At 41.4% G+C, this 20,138-nt stretch carries 19 protein-coding genes; 14 read left to right on the top strand and 5 right to left on the bottom strand.

Going from position 1 to position 20,138, the window contains the following annotated elements; all coding sequences use genetic code 11:
• Positions 1-38: 38 nt before the first annotated feature.
• The 3 genes from gshA (at position 39) to luxS (ending at position 3,013) form a co-directional block, all read left to right on the top strand.
• Entirely contained in the window at positions 39-1,613 is a 1,575-nt protein-coding gene (gshA, locus tag C9J46_RS20265) for a glutamate--cysteine ligase (RefSeq protein WP_107291437.1), read from the top strand.
• Between the two features lie 195 nt (positions 1,614-1,808).
• Positions 1,809-2,417: a hypothetical protein gene (locus C9J46_RS20260; protein WP_045084408.1), complete on the top strand. Its 609-nt coding sequence runs from the start codon at positions 1,809-1,811 to the stop codon at positions 2,415-2,417.
• 77 nt (positions 2,418-2,494) lie between these two features.
• Entirely contained in the window at positions 2,495-3,013 is a 519-nt protein-coding gene (luxS, locus tag C9J46_RS20255) for an S-ribosylhomocysteine lyase (RefSeq protein ID WP_107262002.1), read from the top strand.
• Positions 3,014-3,073: 60 nt separating this feature from the next.
• Here luxS and C9J46_RS20250 read toward each other — a convergent pair whose 3' ends face one another.
• Both C9J46_RS20250 and C9J46_RS20245 read right to left on the bottom strand, forming a co-directional pair.
• Positions 3,074-4,339, bottom strand: a complete 1,266-nt coding sequence (locus C9J46_RS20250; protein WP_107208705.1) for an HlyC/CorC family transporter — start codon at positions 4,337-4,339, stop codon at positions 3,074-3,076.
• A gap of 111 nt (positions 4,340-4,450) precedes the next feature.
• Positions 4,451-5,248, bottom strand: coding sequence for an inner membrane protein YpjD (locus C9J46_RS20245; protein ID WP_107291436.1), 798 nt, complete (start codon positions 5,246-5,248; stop codon positions 4,451-4,453).
• A 208-nt stretch (positions 5,249-5,456) separates the two neighbouring features.
• On the opposite strand from C9J46_RS20245, the gene ffh reads away from it, so the two are divergent.
• From ffh to tyrA, 8 genes are all read left to right on the top strand, one after another.
• A complete protein-coding gene (gene ffh, locus C9J46_RS20240; RefSeq protein WP_107291435.1) occupies positions 5,457-6,824 on the top strand; it encodes a signal recognition particle protein in 1,368 nt (455 codons plus the stop codon).
• Between the two features lie 171 nt (positions 6,825-6,995).
• Positions 6,996-7,244 (top strand): 30S ribosomal protein S16, encoded by a 249-nt coding sequence (rpsP, locus tag C9J46_RS20235; protein WP_005371529.1) that lies wholly within the window; start codon positions 6,996-6,998, stop codon positions 7,242-7,244.
• Positions 7,245-7,271: 27 nt separating this feature from the next.
• On the top strand, positions 7,272-7,805 hold the full coding sequence (rimM, locus tag C9J46_RS20230) for a ribosome maturation factor RimM (protein ID WP_005371530.1): 534 nt from the start codon (positions 7,272-7,274) through the stop codon (positions 7,803-7,805).
• 23 nt (positions 7,806-7,828) lie between these two features.
• Positions 7,829-8,575 (top strand): tRNA (guanosine(37)-N1)-methyltransferase TrmD, encoded by a 747-nt coding sequence (trmD, locus tag C9J46_RS20225; protein ID WP_107208707.1) that lies wholly within the window; start codon positions 7,829-7,831, stop codon positions 8,573-8,575.
• Positions 8,576-8,612: 37 nt separating this feature from the next.
• Positions 8,613-8,963: a 50S ribosomal protein L19 gene (rplS, locus tag C9J46_RS20220; protein WP_005371532.1), complete on the top strand. Its 351-nt coding sequence runs from the start codon at positions 8,613-8,615 to the stop codon at positions 8,961-8,963.
• A gap of 281 nt (positions 8,964-9,244) precedes the next feature.
• Positions 9,245-9,625 carry a DUF2799 domain-containing protein gene (locus tag C9J46_RS20215; protein WP_107208708.1) on the top strand — a complete coding sequence of 127 codons (381 nt, stop codon included), beginning with the start codon at positions 9,245-9,247 and terminating at the stop codon, positions 9,623-9,625.
• A 248-nt stretch (positions 9,626-9,873) separates the two neighbouring features.
• Positions 9,874-10,944 carry a 3-deoxy-7-phosphoheptulonate synthase gene (locus C9J46_RS20210; RefSeq protein WP_107208709.1) on the top strand — a complete coding sequence of 357 codons (1,071 nt, stop codon included), beginning with the start codon at positions 9,874-9,876 and terminating at the stop codon, positions 10,942-10,944.
• Positions 10,945-10,963: 19 nt separating this feature from the next.
• Complete coding sequence (tyrA, locus tag C9J46_RS20205) at positions 10,964-12,094, top strand: bifunctional chorismate mutase/prephenate dehydrogenase (protein WP_107208710.1); 1,131 nt, start codon at positions 10,964-10,966, stop codon at positions 12,092-12,094.
• 94 nt (positions 12,095-12,188) lie between these two features.
• On the opposite strand, the gene pheA is transcribed toward tyrA, so the two are convergent.
• From pheA to bamD, 3 genes are all read right to left on the bottom strand, one after another.
• Positions 12,189-13,364, bottom strand: coding sequence for a prephenate dehydratase (pheA, locus tag C9J46_RS20200; protein ID WP_107208711.1), 1,176 nt, complete (start codon positions 13,362-13,364; stop codon positions 12,189-12,191).
• A gap of 312 nt (positions 13,365-13,676) precedes the next feature.
• Positions 13,677-14,045 carry a ribosome hibernation-promoting factor, HPF/YfiA family gene (gene hpf, locus C9J46_RS20195; RefSeq protein ID WP_005371540.1) on the bottom strand — a complete coding sequence of 123 codons (369 nt, stop codon included), beginning with the start codon at positions 14,043-14,045 and terminating at the stop codon, positions 13,677-13,679.
• 398 nt (positions 14,046-14,443) lie between these two features.
• Complete coding sequence (bamD, locus tag C9J46_RS20190) at positions 14,444-15,172, bottom strand: outer membrane protein assembly factor BamD (protein WP_107208712.1); 729 nt, start codon at positions 15,170-15,172, stop codon at positions 14,444-14,446.
• Between the two features lie 168 nt (positions 15,173-15,340).
• On the opposite strand from bamD, the gene rluD reads away from it, so the two are divergent.
• The 3 genes from rluD to clpB all read left to right on the top strand — a co-directional run bounded on the left by rluD (position 15,341) and on the right by clpB (position 19,792).
• Entirely contained in the window at positions 15,341-16,315 is a 975-nt protein-coding gene (gene rluD, locus C9J46_RS20185) for a 23S rRNA pseudouridine(1911/1915/1917) synthase RluD (protein ID WP_005371544.1), read from the top strand.
• A complete protein-coding gene (gene pgeF, locus C9J46_RS20180; protein ID WP_107247908.1) occupies positions 16,315-17,052 on the top strand; it encodes a peptidoglycan editing factor PgeF in 738 nt (245 codons plus the stop codon). Before rluD ends, pgeF begins: the two co-directional genes overlap by 1 nt.
• A gap of 163 nt (positions 17,053-17,215) precedes the next feature.
• Positions 17,216-19,792 (top strand): ATP-dependent chaperone ClpB, encoded by a 2,577-nt coding sequence (gene clpB / locus C9J46_RS20175; protein WP_107208714.1) that lies wholly within the window; start codon positions 17,216-17,218, stop codon positions 19,790-19,792.
• Positions 19,793-20,138 lie beyond the last annotated feature (346 nt).

Genomic DNA, 20,138 nt, shown 5'->3' with positions numbered 1-20,138 from the left:
TGTTTTCCTTAAATTAGATTAAAACGAGAATAGCCTTGATGGATTTTTCACAGAGGTTACAGCAGCTTTCTACTCATGCTGATGCATTAACCCAGTTTGGGCGTGGACTTGAACGAGAGTCACTTCGAATTACTGCTGACAGGCATTTATCCCAACAACCTCATCCCGTGGCATTAGGCTCTGCGCTAACCAATAAGTGGATCACAACTGATTTTGCCGAATCATTGTTGGAATTTATTACACCAGTATCAACCGACGTTGATCAGTTGTTATGGCAACTTGAAGATATCCATAAATTTGCCTTAAGTAAAATGGATGGTGAGCGTTTATGGCCAATGTCGATGCCATGCTTTGTTGGCTCACAAGATGACATTACCTTAGCGCAATACGGTTCATCGAATACCGGACGAATGAAAACGCTTTACCGCGAAGGTTTAAAGCATCGCTATGGTAGCGTAATGCAGATCATCTCCGGTGTTCACTTTAACTTCTCATTTTCAGATAGTTTTTGGGATGGTTTATTGGGTGAGCAAACACTAGAGCAACGTCAAGCATCGGTGTCGGATGCATACTTTGGTTTGATCCGTAATTACTATCGTTTCGGTTGGTTAATTCCTTATTTATTTGGGGCGTCTCCTGCACTTTGTGGCTCTTTTATTAAAGACGACAAAGTGAAGGAATCATTTAGCAAAGTGGGTACAGGTACCTATTACTTAGAGAATGCAACAGCATTACGTTTAAGTGATTTAGGCTACACCAATAATGCGCAAAGCTCGCTGAAAATTGGTTTTAATAGCCTTGAACAGTACCTAGAAGGCTTAAATAAAGCGATTCATACTCCGTCAAAAGAGTTTGCTGACATTGGTGTGGTTGTTAATGGTGAACGTCGTCAGCTAAACAGCAATGTACTACAAATTGAAAATGAGCTTTATGCGCCAATTCGCGCTAAACGAGTAACGAAAAGTGGTGAAAAACCGTCAGAAGCACTAAAGCGTGGTGGTGTTGAGTATATCGAAGTTCGTTCGTTAGATGTAAACCCATTTAGCCCGATTGGCATCAGTGAAGATCAGGTACGTTTCCTTGATTTATTCCTAACGTGGGCGGTATTAACACCATCTGCTGATATGGATGATAGTGAGCTTGCTTGTTGGCGTGATAACTGGAACCGTGTTGTGGTTGACGGTCGTAACCCAGAATTGATGCTTAAGATCGGCTGTGCTGGTGAGCGTTTAAGCTTGCAAGATTGGGGGGCGCGTGTCTTTGCTGAATTGGAGCAAGTCGCGAAAACTATTGATGAGCTAAACGGTAATACTCTTTACCAACAAACATGCGAGCGTTTATTAGGTTGGATCCATCATCCTGAACGTACACTATCAGCGCAATTGCTTGAGCAAATTAAAGCGGATCAAGGTATTGGTAATCTTGGCTATAAGTTAGCAGCGCAACATGCAGAAAGCTTAAAAGCACAAAAATTCCGTTTTTATGATGCCAATACATTTGAACAAGAAGCACATCATTCGGTAGAAAAACAGCAACAGATCGAACATGATGACACCGTATCATTTGATGATTATCTCGATAATTACTTTGCCGATATTCATGTTGGCATGTAAAGAGTAACAACAAAAGAGTGTCTTCTTTCAAACAAATAAAAGCTGGGAGCCGGATGGTTCCAGCTTATTATTTTTAGTTTTTATTGATAGATACATTTTACATGGATGATGAAACCTCTTCTTTAGCTACTGTTAACCTCTATCCCTATATAATGTATTACTTGGTAAACGTCTTTAATGGAATGTGAGTGATATATGCAGCGATCTCTTCGTTTATTTTTGTTGTTCGGAATAACCCTCATTGTTTCAGGGTGTGCTTCTGCACCACCACGAGACCAATCGAATATTTGTAATATTTTTCGTCAATATCCGAGTTGGTATGATGATGCCGTTGATATGCAAAAAGAGTGGGGGACGCCCATCAATGTGGCGATGGCGATCATTAAACAAGAAAGCAGCTTCCGTCATGATGCTGAGCCACCGAAAAATTATGTACTCGGCTTTATTCCATGGGGACGTGTAAGCAGTGCTTATGGTTACGCACAAGCGCAAGATCCTGCATGGGAGGATTTTCAAAAGCACACAGGTCATGGCGGCTCACGTACTGATTTCGGCGATTCATTACAATTTGTTGGTTGGTATACCCATGAAACACAACGTCAGTTAGGGATTTCTAAATGGGATGCTTATCGTCAGTACTTGGCTTATCACGAAGGTCGAGGTGGGTTTAAGCGTGGAACATATTGGAAAAAGCCATGGCTAACCAAGGTTGCGCGTAAAGTAGAGCAGCAATCAAAGAACTATGGTTGGCAGTTAAAGCAGTGCCGTAAAGAATTAGAAAGTAATAGAAGCTGGTGGTTTTAGACTGTAACAAGTTGCGAATACAGAAAAAGTACCAATAATTGAATAAGTCAGGATTGACGTGCAAGGAGAAGCAAATAATGCCATTACTCGATAGTTTTACTGTTGATCATACTAAAATGAATGCGCCAGCAGTACGTGTTGCAAAGACCATGCAAACACCAAAAGGCGATACCATTACGGTGTTTGATTTACGTTTTTGTCGTCCAAACGTTGATATTTTAAGTGAGCGTGGAATTCATACTCTTGAGCATCTTTATGCTGGTTTTATGCGTGCGCACCTTAATTCAAATAATGTCGAAATTATCGATATCTCGCCGATGGGATGTCGCACTGGTTTCTACATGAGCTTAATCGGCACACCGACTGAAGAAGTAGTTGCTGCAAGCTGGCAAGCGGCAATGGAAGATGTGTTGAAAGTGGAATCACAAAATCAAATTCCAGAGCTGAATGAATACCAGTGTGGAACCTATGACATGCACTCATTAGATGAAGCGAAGCAAATTGCTCAAACGATCTTAGCGCAAGGGATCTCTGTTAACTTAAATAATGAGTTGGCACTCCCAGAAACGATGCTACAAGAGCTAACAGTAAAATAAGTCTATGGGTAAACAACTGAGAATAAAAAGCCGACATCATGTCGGCTTTTTTATGTATTATTACGGATTGTCGGGTAATACCTTGATCAACTTGATCATATTGTCGGATACTTCCACTATTTCCATTTTATGATCAGCAATAATTATACTGACCTGATTTTCTGGAATGTATTCTAAGTGTTCTAAGATCAAACCATTTAAGGTTCTAGGGCCATCAGTTGGCAGTTTCCAATTTAGGCTCTTATTCAAATCGCGAATGTTGGCACTGCCTTCAATCATCAAGCTACCGTCACTTTGCGCAGTGATCTCTTCTGCTAATGTTGGTGTGATAGACGTTGTAAATTCTCCTACGATTTCTTCAAGAATATCTTCTACCGTGATTAAGCCTTGGATATCACCGTACTCATCGACGATCAAACCAATACGCTCTTTATTTCGTTGGAATTTCAAAAGCTGGGTGTTCAGTGGGGTACCTTCTGGAATGAAATAGACTTCATCAGCCGCACGTAATAGGTTTTCTTTACTGAAATCGTTTTTGTCCATCATCAGGCGGTAGGCTTCACGTACACGTAACATACCAACCACTTCATCAATATTGTCACGGTAAAGTACGATACGACCATGCGCTGAATGGCTTAGTTGGCGGACTATTGATTTCCAATCATCATTAACGTTAATGGCTGCGATCTCACTGCGCGGTACCATTAAGTCTTCCACTGTGACATTTTCTAAATCAAGAATCGATAACAGCATATCTTGGTGACGACGAGGGATTAAGCCGCCGGCTTCGTTAACAACGGTACGCAATTCTTCTGAGCTCAATTTAGATGAACTGTTATTACTGCTCTTTAATCCTAAAATGAAAAGAAACGCACTGGTGATCCCATTAACAAACCACACTAATGGGTAAAGCACTTTCATTAAAATGTTTAAGATGATGCTGCTGGCATAAGAGACACGTTCAGGATAGAGCGCAGCTACCGTCTTAGGAGTTACTTCTGCAAAGACAAGGATTAAAATAGTCAGTGCACCTGTTGCAATCGCCACACCAGCATCGCCATAAAGGCGCATACCAAGAATAGTCGCAATCGCTGATGCTAAAATATTAACTAAATTATTACCGATCAGAATTAGGCCAATTAAGCGATCTGTACGAGACAGTAGTTTCTCGACACGTTTAGCTCCTTTATGGCCTTGGTTGGCCATGTGGCGTAGTTTGTAGCGATTTAGTGCCATCATGCCTGTTTCCGAACTGGAGAAATAAGCTGATAGAACGATCATTAAAATAAGTAGAGAGAATAGTACACCTGTGGAGATCTCGTCCAAAAGTCGTAACCCTTAATGTTTTATGCAAGCTAAAACCCTCGTATAGAGGGCAAAATTATAAGTATTGTAATTATAGAAATATTCTATATAAGATATGATGGGTAATAGTAATTACATGCCAATGATGATTTCTTTCACGAATCGGCTCCCAAAGTAAGCTAGGGTGAGTAGAAATGCACCAACGAGACTGAACCAAATTACCCTGCGTCCACGCCAACCTTTTTGGTAATGTCCCCATAGTAAGACACTGTAAACACCCCAAGCTAATAATGATAGTATCGCTTTATGGGTTTTACCTTGAGCTATGATATCGTTAATAAATAGATAGCCTGTGAGCAAGGTTACGGTTAATAACGCATATCCAACAATAATGATCTTGAAAAGTTGGCGTTCAACCATCATTAATGGAGGAATATTAGGGTTCATTGCTAAGCTCTTTTTATGTTTAAGCTTATGATCAAGCCATGCTAATTGAATAGCATATAGGCTCGCAATTGTAAGGGTTGAATATGAGAACAAAGCAAGAGAAATATGCAGTAATACTTGCGGATGTGCTTCTAAATGGGTAATAAAAGCACCGGGCAATACAGCTGAAGCCGCTAAATTAATAGCAGCAAAACTGTATATGACGGGCAATAAAAACCAAATCCGCATTTTTAACATTGCTACTGTAGTCAAGCAGGCAATAATTACGCTGATTAACGAAGCAACGTTAAGAATACTGAGGTTTTGTCCGGCACCTGCAAAGATAAGATCTTTAAGCAGTAGGATATGAAAAATAATTGCCATACAGGCTGCGGCAAAAACAGGGGTAACTTTTATGCCGTTATTGTTAGCAAGTCCTGGAATAACCAGCAACAGTGCAATGAGATAAAAGCCAACTGCTGGAATAGCAAGTAACATATCCATAATAAATGAGATAGCTCCGTAGTAACTAATGGCTATTTTATAAGGTTTTAGAGATGCAATTATACCTTGCTCAAACCTTCACCGCCAACGTAATACCTAAAAGTGACAGAGGATTACATGAAAACGAAGGTTTTTTTACGGTATACTTGTACCAATTTTAGTGATTTTGCAATTTTAATTGAGTTGCGTAACGAGCGAGTAGCACCACATGTTCGAAAATTTAACCGAGCGTTTATCGCGAACGCTTAAAAATGTCAGCGGCCGTGGTCGCCTTACGGATGACAACATCAAGGATACTTTGCGTGAAGTGCGCATGGCATTACTCGAGGCTGATGTTGCGCTGCCCGTTGTTCGTGAATTCGTTAAGCGTGTAAAAGAGCGCGCTGTTGGTACTGAAGTATCAAAAAGTTTAACGCCAGGTCAAGAATTCATCAAAATCGTTCAAGCTGAACTTGAAGCGGTGATGGGTGAAGAAAACGAAGGCTTGGATTTAAGTTGCCAACCGCCAGCAGTTATTTTAATGGCAGGTTTACAAGGTGCAGGTAAAACAACCAGCGTCGGTAAATTAGGTAAGCTATTAAAAGAGCGTGATAGTAAAAAAGTATTGGTTGTTTCTGCCGACGTATACCGTCCAGCGGCAATCAAGCAGCTTGAGACGCTAGCGGGTGATGTTGGTATTGATTTCTTCCCATCAAACGTAGAGCAGAAACCTGTCGAGATCGCAAAAACGGCGCTTGAGCACGGTAAGCTTAAATTCTACGATGTGGTGATTGTCGATACAGCGGGTCGTCTTCACGTTGATGAAGAGATGATGGATGAAATTAAAGATGTCCATAAAACATTAAATCCTGTTGAGACATTGTTCGTGGTTGATGCCATGACAGGTCAAGATGCGGCAAACACAGCTAAAGCCTTTAATGATGCATTGCCACTAACGGGTGTGATCTTAACCAAGGTGGATGGTGATGCCCGTGGTGGTGCTGCGTTATCAGTACGTCATATTACTGGTAAGCCAATTAAATTTTTAGGTGTTGGTGAAAAAACTGACGCACTAGAGCCGTTCCATCCAAACCGTGTTGCTTCTCGTATCTTAGGTATGGGTGACGTTCTTTCTTTAATCGAAGATTTAGAACGTAACGTTGATAAGCAAGAAGCGGAAAAACTGGCGAAGAAATTCAAAGACAAAAAAGGCTTCGATTTAGAAGACTTCCGTAGCCAGCTTCAACAAATGAAAAACATGGGCGGTATGATGGGAATGCTTGATAAGCTTCCGGGTATGTCACAACTACCGTCTGATGTGAAAGATAAAGTGGACGATAAAGTGTTCGTTCAAATGGAAGCTATCATTAATTCAATGACCAAAGGCGAGCGTGCGCATCCTGAACTTATCAAAGGTTCACGTAAAAAGCGTATTGCTGCAGGTTCAGGTACACAAGTACAAGATGTGAACCGTTTATTGAAGCAATTTACCCAAATGCAGAAGATGATGAAGAAAATGCAAAAGGGTGGAATGAAGAATATGATGCGCCAAATGAAGGGTATGATGCCTGGTGGCGGAATGTTCCCTGGACGCTAATCCCATAATTTTAAAAGATTTTAAAGTCTATTGGTTATTTTACTGGCGAAAAAGTAACTAAAGCAGTTGCATTCGTCGTTCTAAAGAGTAAAATTCCGAGGCTTTATTTTGGCACGGGCCCCGTTTTTTAAGCGGGGCCAATTTAATTTACAGTAATGCAAAGAGGACGATATGGTAACCATTCGTTTGGCACGTCACGGCGCTAAGAAGCGTCCATTCTATCAAATCGTTGTTGCTGACTCACGTTGTTCACGTGACGGTCGTAACATCGAGCAAATCGGTTTCTTCAACCCACTAGCTAAGGGTCAAGAAGAGCGTCTACGTTTAGACCTAGATCGCGTAAACCACTGGGTAGGTCAAGGCGCTTCTGTGACTGACCGCGCAGCAAAACTAATCAAAGATGCAGCGAAAGCAGCTTAATTTGATTATTAAGGTAGAAGAGAAACGATGAGCAATAAAAACCAAGACCACATTATTGTCGGTAAACTGGGTGCCACCTACGGTATCAAGGGTTGGCTCAAAGTTTTTTCCTACACCGAACAATCTGAAAGCATTTTCTCTTACACCCCTTGGCTTATTAAAGTTAAAGGTGAGTGGAAAGAGATCCATGTTGAATCATGGAAACGCCATGGCCAAGGTCTGGTGGCTAAGCTAGAAGGTATGGATATCCGCGAGGATGCCCAAGTTTTCACTAACGCTGAAGTCGCTGTATTGGCTGAGCAATTACCAGCATTGTCAGATGAAGAATTCTACTGGCGTGAGTTGTTTGGTATGTCTGTATTCACTACCGAAGGTTACGACCTAGGTAAGGTGACAGACATCCTGGAAACAGGTTCAAACGACGTGTTAGTTGTTAAGGCGAATTTAAAAGATGCTTTCGGGCAGAAGGAACGATTAATTCCGTTCCTCGATGAGCAGGTCATCAAGTTGATTGATCGCACTGCTCAGCGGATCGAAGTTGACTGGGATCCTGAGTTTTAACCTCCGGTAATAAGGTGAGTAACATGTGGGTTGGTGTAATCAGCCTTTTTCCTGAAATGTTCTCTTCCATTACCAATTTTGGGGTAACAGGCCAGGCGGTAAAAAAAGGCCTTTTGACTGTTGATACGTGGAATCCTCGTGATTTTACGCTCGACAAACATCGTACGGTAGATGATCGACCATACGGTGGTGGACCGGGTATGTTGATGATGGTACAGCCTTTGCGCGATGCCATTCACACTGCCAAACAGTCTGCAAAAGGTAAGGCTAAAGTAATCTACCTTTCCCCTCAGGGCCGTAAGCTGGATCAGGCTGGTGTTGAGGAGTTAGCGCAAAATGAGAATCTGATTCTTATTTGTGGTCGCTATGAAGGGGTTGATGAGCGCATTATCCAACAAGAGGTAGACGAAGAATGGTCTATCGGCGATTTTGTGTTAACGGGTGGTGAACTACCTGCTATGACGTTGGTGGATGCAGTTGTTCGGTTTGTTCCGGGCGTACTGGGAGACTTTGCGTCAGCAGAAGAAGATTCTTTTGCAAATGGCTTGCTAGATTGTCCTCATTACACAAGACCAGAATTGTTGGACGGGCAGGAAGTACCTTCGGTATTAATGTCTGGCAATCATAAAGAGATTAGTCGCTGGCGATTAAAACAATCGCTAGGCCGTACATGGCTAAGAAGACCAGAGCTCCTGGAAAACCTAGCTCTGACTGACGATCAGGAATTCTTGCTAGCGGAATTTATCCGTGAACATAAAGCAAGCATTTAATTAATTTAGTATCAGTTTATTCTAGGGTATATACCAAATGAGTAACATCATTAAAGCTCTTGAGCAAGAGCAACTAAAAACAGACCTACCGACTTTCGCACCAGGTGACACTGTTGTTGTTCAAGTTAAGGTAAAAGAAGGTGACCGTGAGCGTCTACAGGCTTTTGAAGGCGTTGTAATCGCAATCCGTAACCGTGGTCTACATTCTGCATTTACTGTTCGTAAAATTTCGAACGGTGAAGGTGTTGAGCGTGCGTTCCAAACTCACTCTCCAGTAGTTGACAGCATTACTGTTAAACGTCGTGGTGCAGTACGTCGTGCCAAGTTGTACTACCTACGTGAGCGTTCTGGTAAATCAGCACGTATCCGTGAGAAGCTATCTAAGTAATAGCTTTAAACGCTTGACGTTTAATCGAAAAGCCCACCGAAAGGTGGGCTTTTTTATATCTGTAAATTATCAATTGGGTAGCTTTAGGGTGAATGAGTATTTAAACAGATGAAAAGCGCTGTATATTTACTGAACAGACTCTAATTAAGTACAATGTTTGCACTATTATGCTAGGTTAGATTGAGAACATATTGTATAAAATTCATAGCGAGTTAGAGGCTGAATAACACTACGTTTTTTTGCTTCTCAAAACTCCTCGATTTGATAACCAAGGAAAAGTTATGAAAGTACTTCCTCTTTTGACTCTCTCTTCTGTTGTGCTTCTATCTGGCTGTGTCACACAGTCCTCTTTAATCAGCAAAGGAAACTTTGAACAGCTCGGTTTCTATGACGGTGCTGGTGGTCGAATTGCGCTAACAACTACACAACTTGATAAAATCTCAGATAAATATGACGCGATGGAAACACCTAATCATCAAGAGTATCTGCAAGGTTATAATAAAGGTCGTGATAATTACTGCTCTATTGAACATGTATTGCAGCTAGGTGAGCAAGGAAAAGTGAATTGGGGAATTTGTGAATATCGTCGTGAGGTCCCACTTTTTAAAGCTAAATGGCAGCAAGGGTTTGAACGCTATGGGACAATGGAGCCACGCTTTTAAGTAAATACGCTCATTTAAAGCAACTATTATTATTTTAAATAACGTTTAAGCTAGCGATAAAAGTGTTTTTCTTATACAAAACACCACCTGTAAATATTTATTTACAGGTGGTGTTTTTTATTTACACCACTATTGCAATAGGTCATCAAGACTTGTTATGTTTGTTGGCACAATGTTACTAATGGATATAGTGATAACGAAACAGGGATTGTGTTTCGCGCTAACGAATCAATGACAAGGATGCCACTATGCAAAAAGACCAACTCAATAACGTTCATATCGAAGATGAATCTGTTCTCATTACGCCAGCAAAGTTGAAACAAGACTTATCTGCCTCTAAACAAGCGTTGTCTTTTGTGGAGCAATCACGTCAAACCATCGCCGATATTATTCATAAGCGCGATCATCGTTTATTGGTCGTGTGTGGACCTTGTTCGATTCATGATGTTGAGCAAGCAAAAGCTTATGGGCAGAAGTTAAAGCAGTTGGCAGAAGAGCTTAGCGATCAACTCTATATTGTGATGCGAGTCTATTTTGAAAAACCACGCACTACAGTTGGATGGAAAGGCTTAATTAACGACCCGTACATTAATGGTTCATTTGCTGTTGAAGAAGGTTTGCATATTGGCCGTCAGCTATTAATTGACTTAGTTGAAGAGGGCATTCCTTTAGCGACCGAAGCACTTGATCCGATTAGTCCGCAATATTTAGGTGATTTATTTAGTTGGGCAGCCATTGGTGCACGTACGACGGAATCACAAACCCACCGTGAAATGGCAAGTGGGCTATCAATGCCAGTAGGCTTTAAAAATGGTACTGATGGTAGCCTGGCAACAGCGATTAATGCGATGCAAGCGGCAGCGTCAGGTCATAAATTTATGGGAATTAACCCTGATGGACAAGTTGCACTGCTAAATACGGAAGGTAACCCTGACGGTCATGTTATTTTACGTGGTGGTAAGCAAACTAATTACGATTCAGTGTCAGTTAGAGAGTGTGAAAACGAGATGGTCGGATCAGGTCTTTCACCAGCCTTAATGGTAGACTGTAGCCATGCTAATTCTCGTAAAGATTATCGTCGCCAACCTTTGGTAGCTGAAGATGTAATTCATCAGATCCGAGAAGGAAATCAGTCTATTATAGGGTTGATGATCGAAAGCCATCTTGATGAAGGGAACCAGAGTGCCGATCTTCCTCGAGATGAAATGAAGTACGGCGTATCGATAACTGATGCATGTATTAGTTGGGACACCACCGAGAAATTATTGCGTCAGGCACATAAGGAATTGGTGCCGTTCTTACAAGATCGAATTAAATAATTACGGATAAAAAGAAATCATGGTTGCTGAGTTAAGCAAATTAAGAGATCAAATTGATGATGTAGATCGTCAAATGGTTGAGTTATTGGCTCAACGACTCGCGTTAGTTGAGCAGGTCGGCGTCGTTAAAAGTCAGCATGGCTTACCGATCTATGCCCCAGATCGTGAAGCGGCAATGTTGGCATCTCGTCGCGAAGAGGCGGAACGTCAAGGGGTCCCTGCGGATCTTATCGAAGATGTACTTCGTCGAACGATGCGTGAATCTTATTCGAGTGAAAACGATTCTGGTTTTAAATGTTTAAATCCACAATTGCGACCAATTGTTATTGTTGGTGGCCATGGACAGTTAGGTAAATTGTTTTGTCGTCTGTTTGAACTGTCGGGTTACCAAGTTAAAACATTAGGTAGCCAAGATTGGGATCGTGCCGATGAAATATTGCATGATGCAGGTATGGTCGTTGTTTCTGTTCCTATCCATTTAACAGAGATGGTGATTGCGAAACTCGATAATTTACCTAAAGACTGTTTACTTGCTGACTTAACATCGATTAAAAGTGGTCCATTACAAGCGATGTTAGAAGTGCATAAAGGCCCTGTAGTTGGGTTACACCCAATGTTTGGTCCTGATATTCCAAGTCTGGCAAAGCAGGTGATTGTGTACTGTGATGGGCGAAATCCAGAAAGCTACCAATGGCTGTTGGAGCAGTTTCAAATTTGGGGCGCAACGCTAAATCGTATTAGTGCGATTGAGCACGATCAGGGGATGACTTTGATCCAAGCATTACGTCACTTTACGTCGTTTGTTTACGGTGTTCATCTTGCAGAAGAAGATCCTAAGCTAGAGCAGTTAATGTCGTTAAGCTCACCAATCTATCGCTTAGAACTCGCGATGGTTGGGCGTCTATTTGCTCAAGATGCGCAATTGTACGGTGACATTATTATGTCGGCACCACAGAATATTGCGATGATCAAACGTTTCCATCAGCGCTTTGGTGAAGCGATTGAAATGCTAGATGCTCAAGACAAAGATGCGTTTAAACAAGCCTTTGGTCAGGTATCAGGATGGTTTGGCGATTACGCTGAACATTTTTTAGCAGAGAGCCAGGGACTGCTTAGGCAGGCGAACGATTCAACTCACCGTAAATCGTAGTTAATTTTCTGATAGTTCAAAATAAAAGAGCCCGTTGTGTCATTATTACTCGAAAGAGAATGTCATAACGGGCTTTTTGTTATTCGTACTTTTTTTAGTCGAGGAGCTCAACTTCTGTTGGCGCGACATTTTCACTTGGATAACAGCCTAATACTTTAATAAAGCGAGTTAGGCGGGTGAGTTCTTCTAGCGCTTGTTGCATCACGTCTGATTTAAGATTGACCTCAACATCCACATAGAACATTTCTTCCCATGGGTTGCCAATAACAGGGCGTGATTCCAGCTTACTCATATTGATATTAAGATTTCTCAGCACCAGTAAACATTCAACCAATGAACCTGCTTTTTGTGCTGTCGACATAATTAAAGTGGTTTTTGCTGGGATCAAGGATGTCACATCAACAGGTTTACGTGCTACGACAATAAAGCGGGTGAAGTTTTCTTGCTGATTGGCAATATCTGATTTAATGGAGGTTAAACCATACAATTCGCCGCTAGATGCATTACCAATAGCTGCAACATTCGGTTGTTTTAGCTCGGCAACTTGCTCCATCGCTTCAGCGGTACTTGAACAATATTCTTGTTTTATGCTCCCCATACTATGAAGGAACTCGCTACATTGTTGGTGAGGCTGTGGATGAGAATACAAGGTATCAATATGTTCAAGTTTCGTATCGACAGCTGTAAGTAGGCAATGTTCGATAGGTTGGGTTATCTCGCCCACAATAGAAAGACTTGTGTGTTGTAGTAAATCATACACTTCATTGATTGAGCCTGAGCTGGTATTTTCAATTGGTAAGACACCATAATCAGCATTACCTGTTTCTACAGTATTGAAAATATCGCGAAAAGTAGAACAACTCAGCTCAACTAGATCGGTTTGTTTACGGCTAAAATAATTTCGGCTAGCTAAGTAAGAGTATGAGCCTTTAGCACCAAGAAAAGCGACACGAGCAGTTGGATTCGCACTATCTGGGTTGGCGAGTTTTTGTAGGTAAGCCTGTTGAAATAATACGGAGTCTTCAATTATGGTATGGAAGATCTGCGTAACATATTGAGCATCTAATTGATGACGCTTGCCACTTTCTATCAGTTTTAAAAGTAATTCGTGTTCACGTGTTTGATCGCGTACAGGTTTTGCGGTGCTAATTTTACTTTTAGCCACCTCTAAACTAAGCGCTCTTCGCTCTGCCAGTAGTTCAAGTAAAGCGTTATCAATACGACTGACATTTTGACGAATGTCATCGAGAGAATAGCGAGTATCGGTCATTGGCGTCCCTATCTGATTTCCGAGTATAGCGATAGCTTATATCGTTGTTTACCTTTCATATCATGCTAATGTGAACTGATATGAAAGAGTTGATGAATAGATAAGCTTTGATGATATAAGCGAATTGGTCATTTTTTATCTTTAGCCACATTATGCAGCACACTATTTATTGTCAAGTAGATTAGTGGCTAGTGCTAAGAATGGAAATAATAAGGGAAGATCCCTATTGTTATGTTGAGATAATCAGAACAGTATTGCTTAAAACAAACAGCCCCGCATAAGCGGGGCTGTTTTAAAAATCCTTATGATATTCTAGTATGCGTCGTCTAACTCAACTTCATCTAGCTCTACTTCGTCTTCAGCCACTTCTGGCTTTTCACTATGGCTCGCACGACGAGCATTAGGTTTGTGAGCTTGTTTTTTCAACTGTCGGTCAAGCTTTTGGTAAAGCTCTGTAATCGCACCAAACAGGTCGTCATGCTCTGCAGAAGCAACGAGTTGTCCTCCAGCAATGTTTACTGCAGCCTCGACTTTAAATTGCTTGCTTGGCTCTTTGCTAATCACAACATGTTTTTTGATTAGCGGCACCTGAAGTTTTTCTAACTTATTGAACTTAAATTCAAAACGCTCACGGATAGCCGGGGTGATATCGATGTTTTTACCAGTGATTTCTAATGTCATAATTATCTTCCTCGTTTGCTACCCTTCGTTGGGTTGAATTCAGATTACTAAATCTAGAACTTAATAATGTGATCTGCGTCACATTATAGCCTTTAATAATTATCAGCAAAAAAATCTGTGATCATCTTGGGTTTGTAGCAAAAAAGTTTATAAAAAGTACTTGAGGTGAGAATAATATTTAAGGCAGTATGAAGGAAGGTGAAATGCTGGTGGCTAGTGCTAACTAGGGGTTTTATATAATAATTTTAATGCGATGAGTGTTTTTTAGTCATTGTAACTAGTCAGTGTAGCGATAAAAATCATTAATTAATGTTAAAATTTAAACACTATTTTAAATATAAAAAATGGCAGCTTATTTTTAAGCTGCCATTTTTTTATGAAATAAAGTGCACTACTGGTTAGTTGGCTGGGTTTAATTTCATTAATTTATCGGTGCGTTCAACTTCTTTTTGCAAGTTCAGCTTTTCATAAGCTGTTTTTTCCAGCGCTAATGATTGGCGTGCAGCTTCCGTATCAGGGTATAAACGTTGTACTTGCTGACAACGGTTAATTGCTGCAATCCATGCTCCACGACGAATATAGAAATCCGCAGTAGCTAAATCATAATTCGCTAAACGGTTTTTCAAAAAGATCATACGTGCTTTAGCATCTGCACCATATTCACTTTCAGGGTAACGCTCTAAAAGGTATTTAAAATCCTTGAAGGCTTGGCGTGATGGTGTTGGATCACGGTCAAATCGATTGATATTAAACATATCATGCATAAAGCTACGATCTTGAGCCATATGTGTTAAACCACTCATATACACAACCCAGTCAGCTTGTGGATTATCAGGGTTTAAACGTAAAAAGCGTTCAATCGTTGCTTCACCTAGTGCTAAATCATCACTTTTATAGTAAGCATAAATAAGATCTAGCTGTACTTGATCGGAATAAGCACCAAATGGGTAACGTGAATCTAGCGCTTCCAATTGTTCGATAGCCGATGTCCAATTTCCCTTTTGCAAAGCGGTCTGTGCTGATGCATATAAGTTTGATGGTGGCACATCTGGTATTACTTCTTCTTTACTCGAACAGCCTGAAAGAAGGGCTACGGCAAGAAGAGTCGTGATTGTCAGGCGTTTCATTGCGGCGTTAGTTTCCTTGATAAAAATTTTATTTTGCTCGATCCATTACGGTTAGAGCCGTTAACAGATACAATGACACTATATAGGTTACATCAAGCATAGTTTAAAGCTTGGTCCATTTTACGCAGCGTATGACAATTAGTCTCACGCTTTTTTAAAAAGTTCGCTATGGCACAGCAAATAGAATTGACAAACACAGTTGGTGAAAACCAATTAGGCATGCGCCTGGATCAGGTTATTGCTCAATTATATCCAGATTATTCGCGTTCGCGCATTAAAGATTGGATTTTAAACGGTATGGTTTCAGTGAATGGCGATGTCGTCAAGAAACCTCGTGAAAAAATGATGGGTGGCGAAGAGCTATTTATCCAAGCTGAGATCGAAGATGAAGTGCGTTGGGTTGCACAGGATATTCCTCTCGACATCGTTTACGAAGATGATGACATTCTTGTTATCAATAAACCACGTGATTTTGTTGTTCACCCAGGCGCGGGTACGCCAGATGGTACGGTTCTGAATGCATTGCTGCATCATTGCCCATCTCTGGCTGAAGTTCCACGTGCGGGTATCGTTCACCGATTGGATAAAGATACTACCGGTTTAATGGTGGTTGCTAAAACGATTCAAGCACAAACGCGTTTAGTTCGTGCACTACAAAAGCGTAAGATTACGCGTGAGTATGAAGCGTTAGCTATCGGTCAGATGACAGGTGGTGGCACGATTGAAAAGCCAATTGGTCGCCACTCAACTAAGCGTATCTGTATGGCAGTACATGAAATGGGTAAAGATGCGATCACCCATTACCGTGTTGCTGAACGTTTCCGTGAACATACACGTATTGTATTACGTCTTGAAACGGGCCGTACGCACCAGATCCGTGTTCATATGTCATACATGAGCCACCCTTTAATTGGTGACGTGATTTATGGTGGTCGTCCTCGTCCGCCACGTGATGCATCTCCTGAATTTATTCAGGCACTGCGTGCGTTTGATCGACAAGCACTGCATGCACGTATGCTGCGATTAGATCACCCGATCACCGGTGAGAAGATGGAATGGCATGCACCGCTACCAATTGATATGGTGGCAATGATTGATATTTTGCGTAAAGACACGCAAGAAAATAACGAAGACGATTATTAATGAAAGTCATTATTCCTAACTGGCCAGCCTCGAAACATGTGCACGCGATAAGTACGACCCGTTTAGGTGGTGTTAGTGCAGCTCCATATCATGAATTGAATTTAGGGCTACATGTTGGGGATGATGAAGCTGTTGTTAATCAAAACCGTGAATTGTTGAAACAACATTGTGGTCTTGTGGATTCTCCTGCGTGGTTGAATCAAATCCACAGTGCTGATGTGATTGAGCTTAATGCTGAACTTTCATCAGTACCAGATGCTGATGGTAGCTTTACTCGTTCTCCGGGATTAGCCTGTGCCATCATGACTGCTGACTGTTTACCTGTTTTATTTTGCGATAAGCAAGGAACAGAAGTTGCTGCGGTTCATGCCGGATGGCGAGGACTGGCTACAGGTGTGATTGAGCACGCAGTGGAAAAATTTCACTGTAACGCAGCCGATATTATGGCGTGGTTAGGTCCAGCTATTGGGCCTAACGCATTTGAGGTCGGTGGTGAAGTGCGAGAACAATTTATGGCTGCCGATCCGAATGCCGAATGTGCTTTTATTCCGCATGGTGAGAAATGGTTGGCTGATTTGTATTTACTAGCAAAGCAGCGTTTGAATCGATTAGGTATCACAGCTGTTTATGGTGGAGAGTATTGTACTTTTACTGATGAACAGCAGTTTTATTCCTATCGACGGCAAGCGGTAACAGGTCGTCAGGCCTCATTGATTTGGTTAGCGGATAACAAATAGCACGTAATTGGTTAACGTCGTTAATTATTGCTAAGCGAGTGATCTTCATAAAGATCGCTCGCTTTTTTTTTGCAGCATTATATTGCGATTTATAGAGTTGAAAAATACCTGTTAAGTATCCATATATATAGCATTAGTTTATTTATATTTATTGGGAGAACTTATGCGTCTTGACCGATTCACCAGCAAATTTCAATCGGCAATATCTGATGCTCAGTCGCTGGCTCTAGGACGAGACCATCAGTACATCGAGCCTGCACACCTTATGGTGGCTTTGCTTAATCAAGATGGTAGTACCGTGCGTCCGTTGCTCACCCTTTTGAACATCGATATTACCCAGTTACGTTCACGCTTAGCTGAACTATTAGATCGCATGCCTAAAGTAACAGGTATTGGTGGTGAAGTTCAGCTTTCACATGGTATGGGCGTACTGCTTAATATGTGCGATAAGTTGGCACAAAAGCGGAAAGATAAATTTATTTCTTCTGAGCTGTTTATTTTAGCGGCAGCTGAAGATAAAGGCCCATTGGGTGAGTTATTTAAAGAATTAGGTTTAACGGCGAAAAATATTGAACAAGCGATTGATCAAGTTCGTGGTGGACAAAAAGTCGATGATCCTAATGCTGAAGAAAATCGCCAAGCTCTAGAGAAGTACACGATCGATTTAACCGAACGTGCAGAGCAGGGCAAATTAGATCCTGTTATCGGTCGTGACGATGAAATTCGCCGTACTATTCAAGTATTGCAACGCCGTACCAAAAATAACCCAGTGATCATCGGTGAGCCTGGGGTTGGTAAAACAGCCATCGTTGAAGGATTAGCACAACGTATTGTTAACGGTGAAGTACCTGAAGGCTTGCGTGATAAGCGTGTCCTTTCTCTCGATATGGGCTCATTGATTGCGGGTGCAAAATTCCGTGGTGAATTTGAAGAGCGCTTAAAAGCGGTACTTAACGAATTATCGCAAGAAGATGGCCGTGTGATTTTGTTCATCGATGAAATTCACACTATGGTTGGTGCGGGTAAAGGCGAAGGCTCAATGGATGCCGGTAACATGCTAAAACCTGCATTGGCACGTGGTGAGCTTCATTGTGTCGGCGCTACAACATTAGATGAATACCGTCAGTATATTGAGAAAGATGCGGCACTTGAACGTCGTTTCCAAAAAGTGCTGGTGGATGAACCTAGTGTTGAAGATACCATTGCAATTCTTCGTGGTTTGAAAGAGCGTTACGAGCTTCATCACCATGTAGAAATTACCGATCCTGCGATTGTAGCAGCAGCAACATTGTCACATCGTTATATTTCAGATCGTCAGTTACCTGATAAAGCAATTGATCTTATTGATGAAGCGGCATCAAGCATTCGTATGCAGATTGATTCAAAGCCCGAATCATTAGATCGTCTTGAGCGTCGTATTATTCAGCTTAAGATTGAACAGCAAGCGCTAGAAAAAGAAGATGATGCTGCAAGTAATAAACGTCTCAGTGATTTGCTTGAAGAGCTAGATCTAAAAGAGCGCGAATATGCAGAGCTTGAAGAAGTGTGGAATGCTGAAAAAGCAGCACTGTCAGGTACTCAACATATTAAAGCAGAGCTTGAACAAGCACGTACTGATGTGGAAATTGCTCGCCGTGCTGGCGATTTAAACCGTATGTCAGAGTTACAATATGGTCGTATTCCTGAGTTAGAGAAGCAGCTAGATCTTGCCGCGCAAGCAGAAATGCAAGAAATGACCTTGTTGAAAAACAAAGTGACTGATACTGAAATTGCCGATGTTTTATCAAAAGCGACAGGTATTCCTGTATCAAAAATGCTTGAAGGTGAGCGTGATAAATTGCTTCGTATGGAAGACGAATTACACCATCGTGTCATTGGTCAAGATGAAGCGGTCGTTGCTGTTGCGAATGCTATTCGTCGTAGCCGTGCAGGTCTTGCTGATCCGCAACGTCCAATTGGCTCTTTCTTATTCTTAGGCCCAACAGGTGTAGGTAAAACAGAGCTCTGTAAATCACTGGCAAACTTTATGTTTGATAGTGAAGAAGCAATGGTTCGAATCGACATGTCCGAGTTTATGGAGAAACACTCAGTCGCGCGTCTAGTGGGTGCGCCTCCAGGTTATGTCGGCTATGAAGAAGGTGGTTACCTAACAGAAGCGGTTCGTCGTCGTCCATATTCAGTAGTATTACTGGACGAAGTCGAAAAAGCACACCCTGATGTGTTCAATATCTTACTTCAAGTATTAGATGACGGTCGTTTAACTGATGGTCAAGGTCGAACAGTAGATTTCCGTAATACGGTGATCATCATGACATCGAACTTGGGCTCAGATCGTATTCAAGAGCATTTCGGAAACCTTGACTATGAGGGGATCAAAGCACTTGTAATGGAAGTTGTTGGACAACACTTCCGCCCTGAGTTTATTAACCGTGTTGATGAAACCGTTGTGTTCCATCCACTGGGTAAAGAAAATATCAAGAATATTGCAAGTATTCAGCTTGAGCGATTGAAAAAACGCCTTGCTGAAAAAGACTTCCGTCTAGATGTTGAAGACAGTGCGTTAGATATGATTGCTGAAGCTGGATTTGATCCTGTTTATGGTGCGCGTCCATTGAAACGTGCGATACAGCAATATATTGAAAACCCATTAGCGCAAGACTTGTTATCAGGTAAATTTGTTCCGGGTAAAGTGATAACACTGTCTGTGAAAGATGATGTAATTGTTGCTGAGCAAATTTAATTCCTTCATTTAATCACTATGACTAAACGCCCCGCATTGAAGTGGGGCGTTTTTTATCTAATGAAAAGAGTATCTTTAGGTGGATTCTTGATCATTACAAGATGAATTGTTTAAGGATTGTTCAAACGCGCATTTTTCTTTAAAAAAGGGCTTGTCAGCAAAAAATCTCTCCCTATAATGCGACCTCACTGACACGGAGCAAGCCATTGGCTAGCAACCAAATCAGTATTGTTCTTTAACAATTTGACCATGCAATCTGTGTGGGCACTCGTTGAAAAGTTAAGTCGAAAGATTTATCAATGATACTAGTGACCAATTGATACGTAAGTATCAGCACAGTCAATTC

Source organism: Photobacterium sp. GB-36 (assembly GCF_003026135.1).
GTDB lineage: Bacteria > Pseudomonadota > Gammaproteobacteria > Enterobacterales > Vibrionaceae > Photobacterium.
The sequence above is the reverse complement of the archived record's forward strand: the minus strand, read 5'-3'. Positions and strand labels throughout refer to the sequence as shown.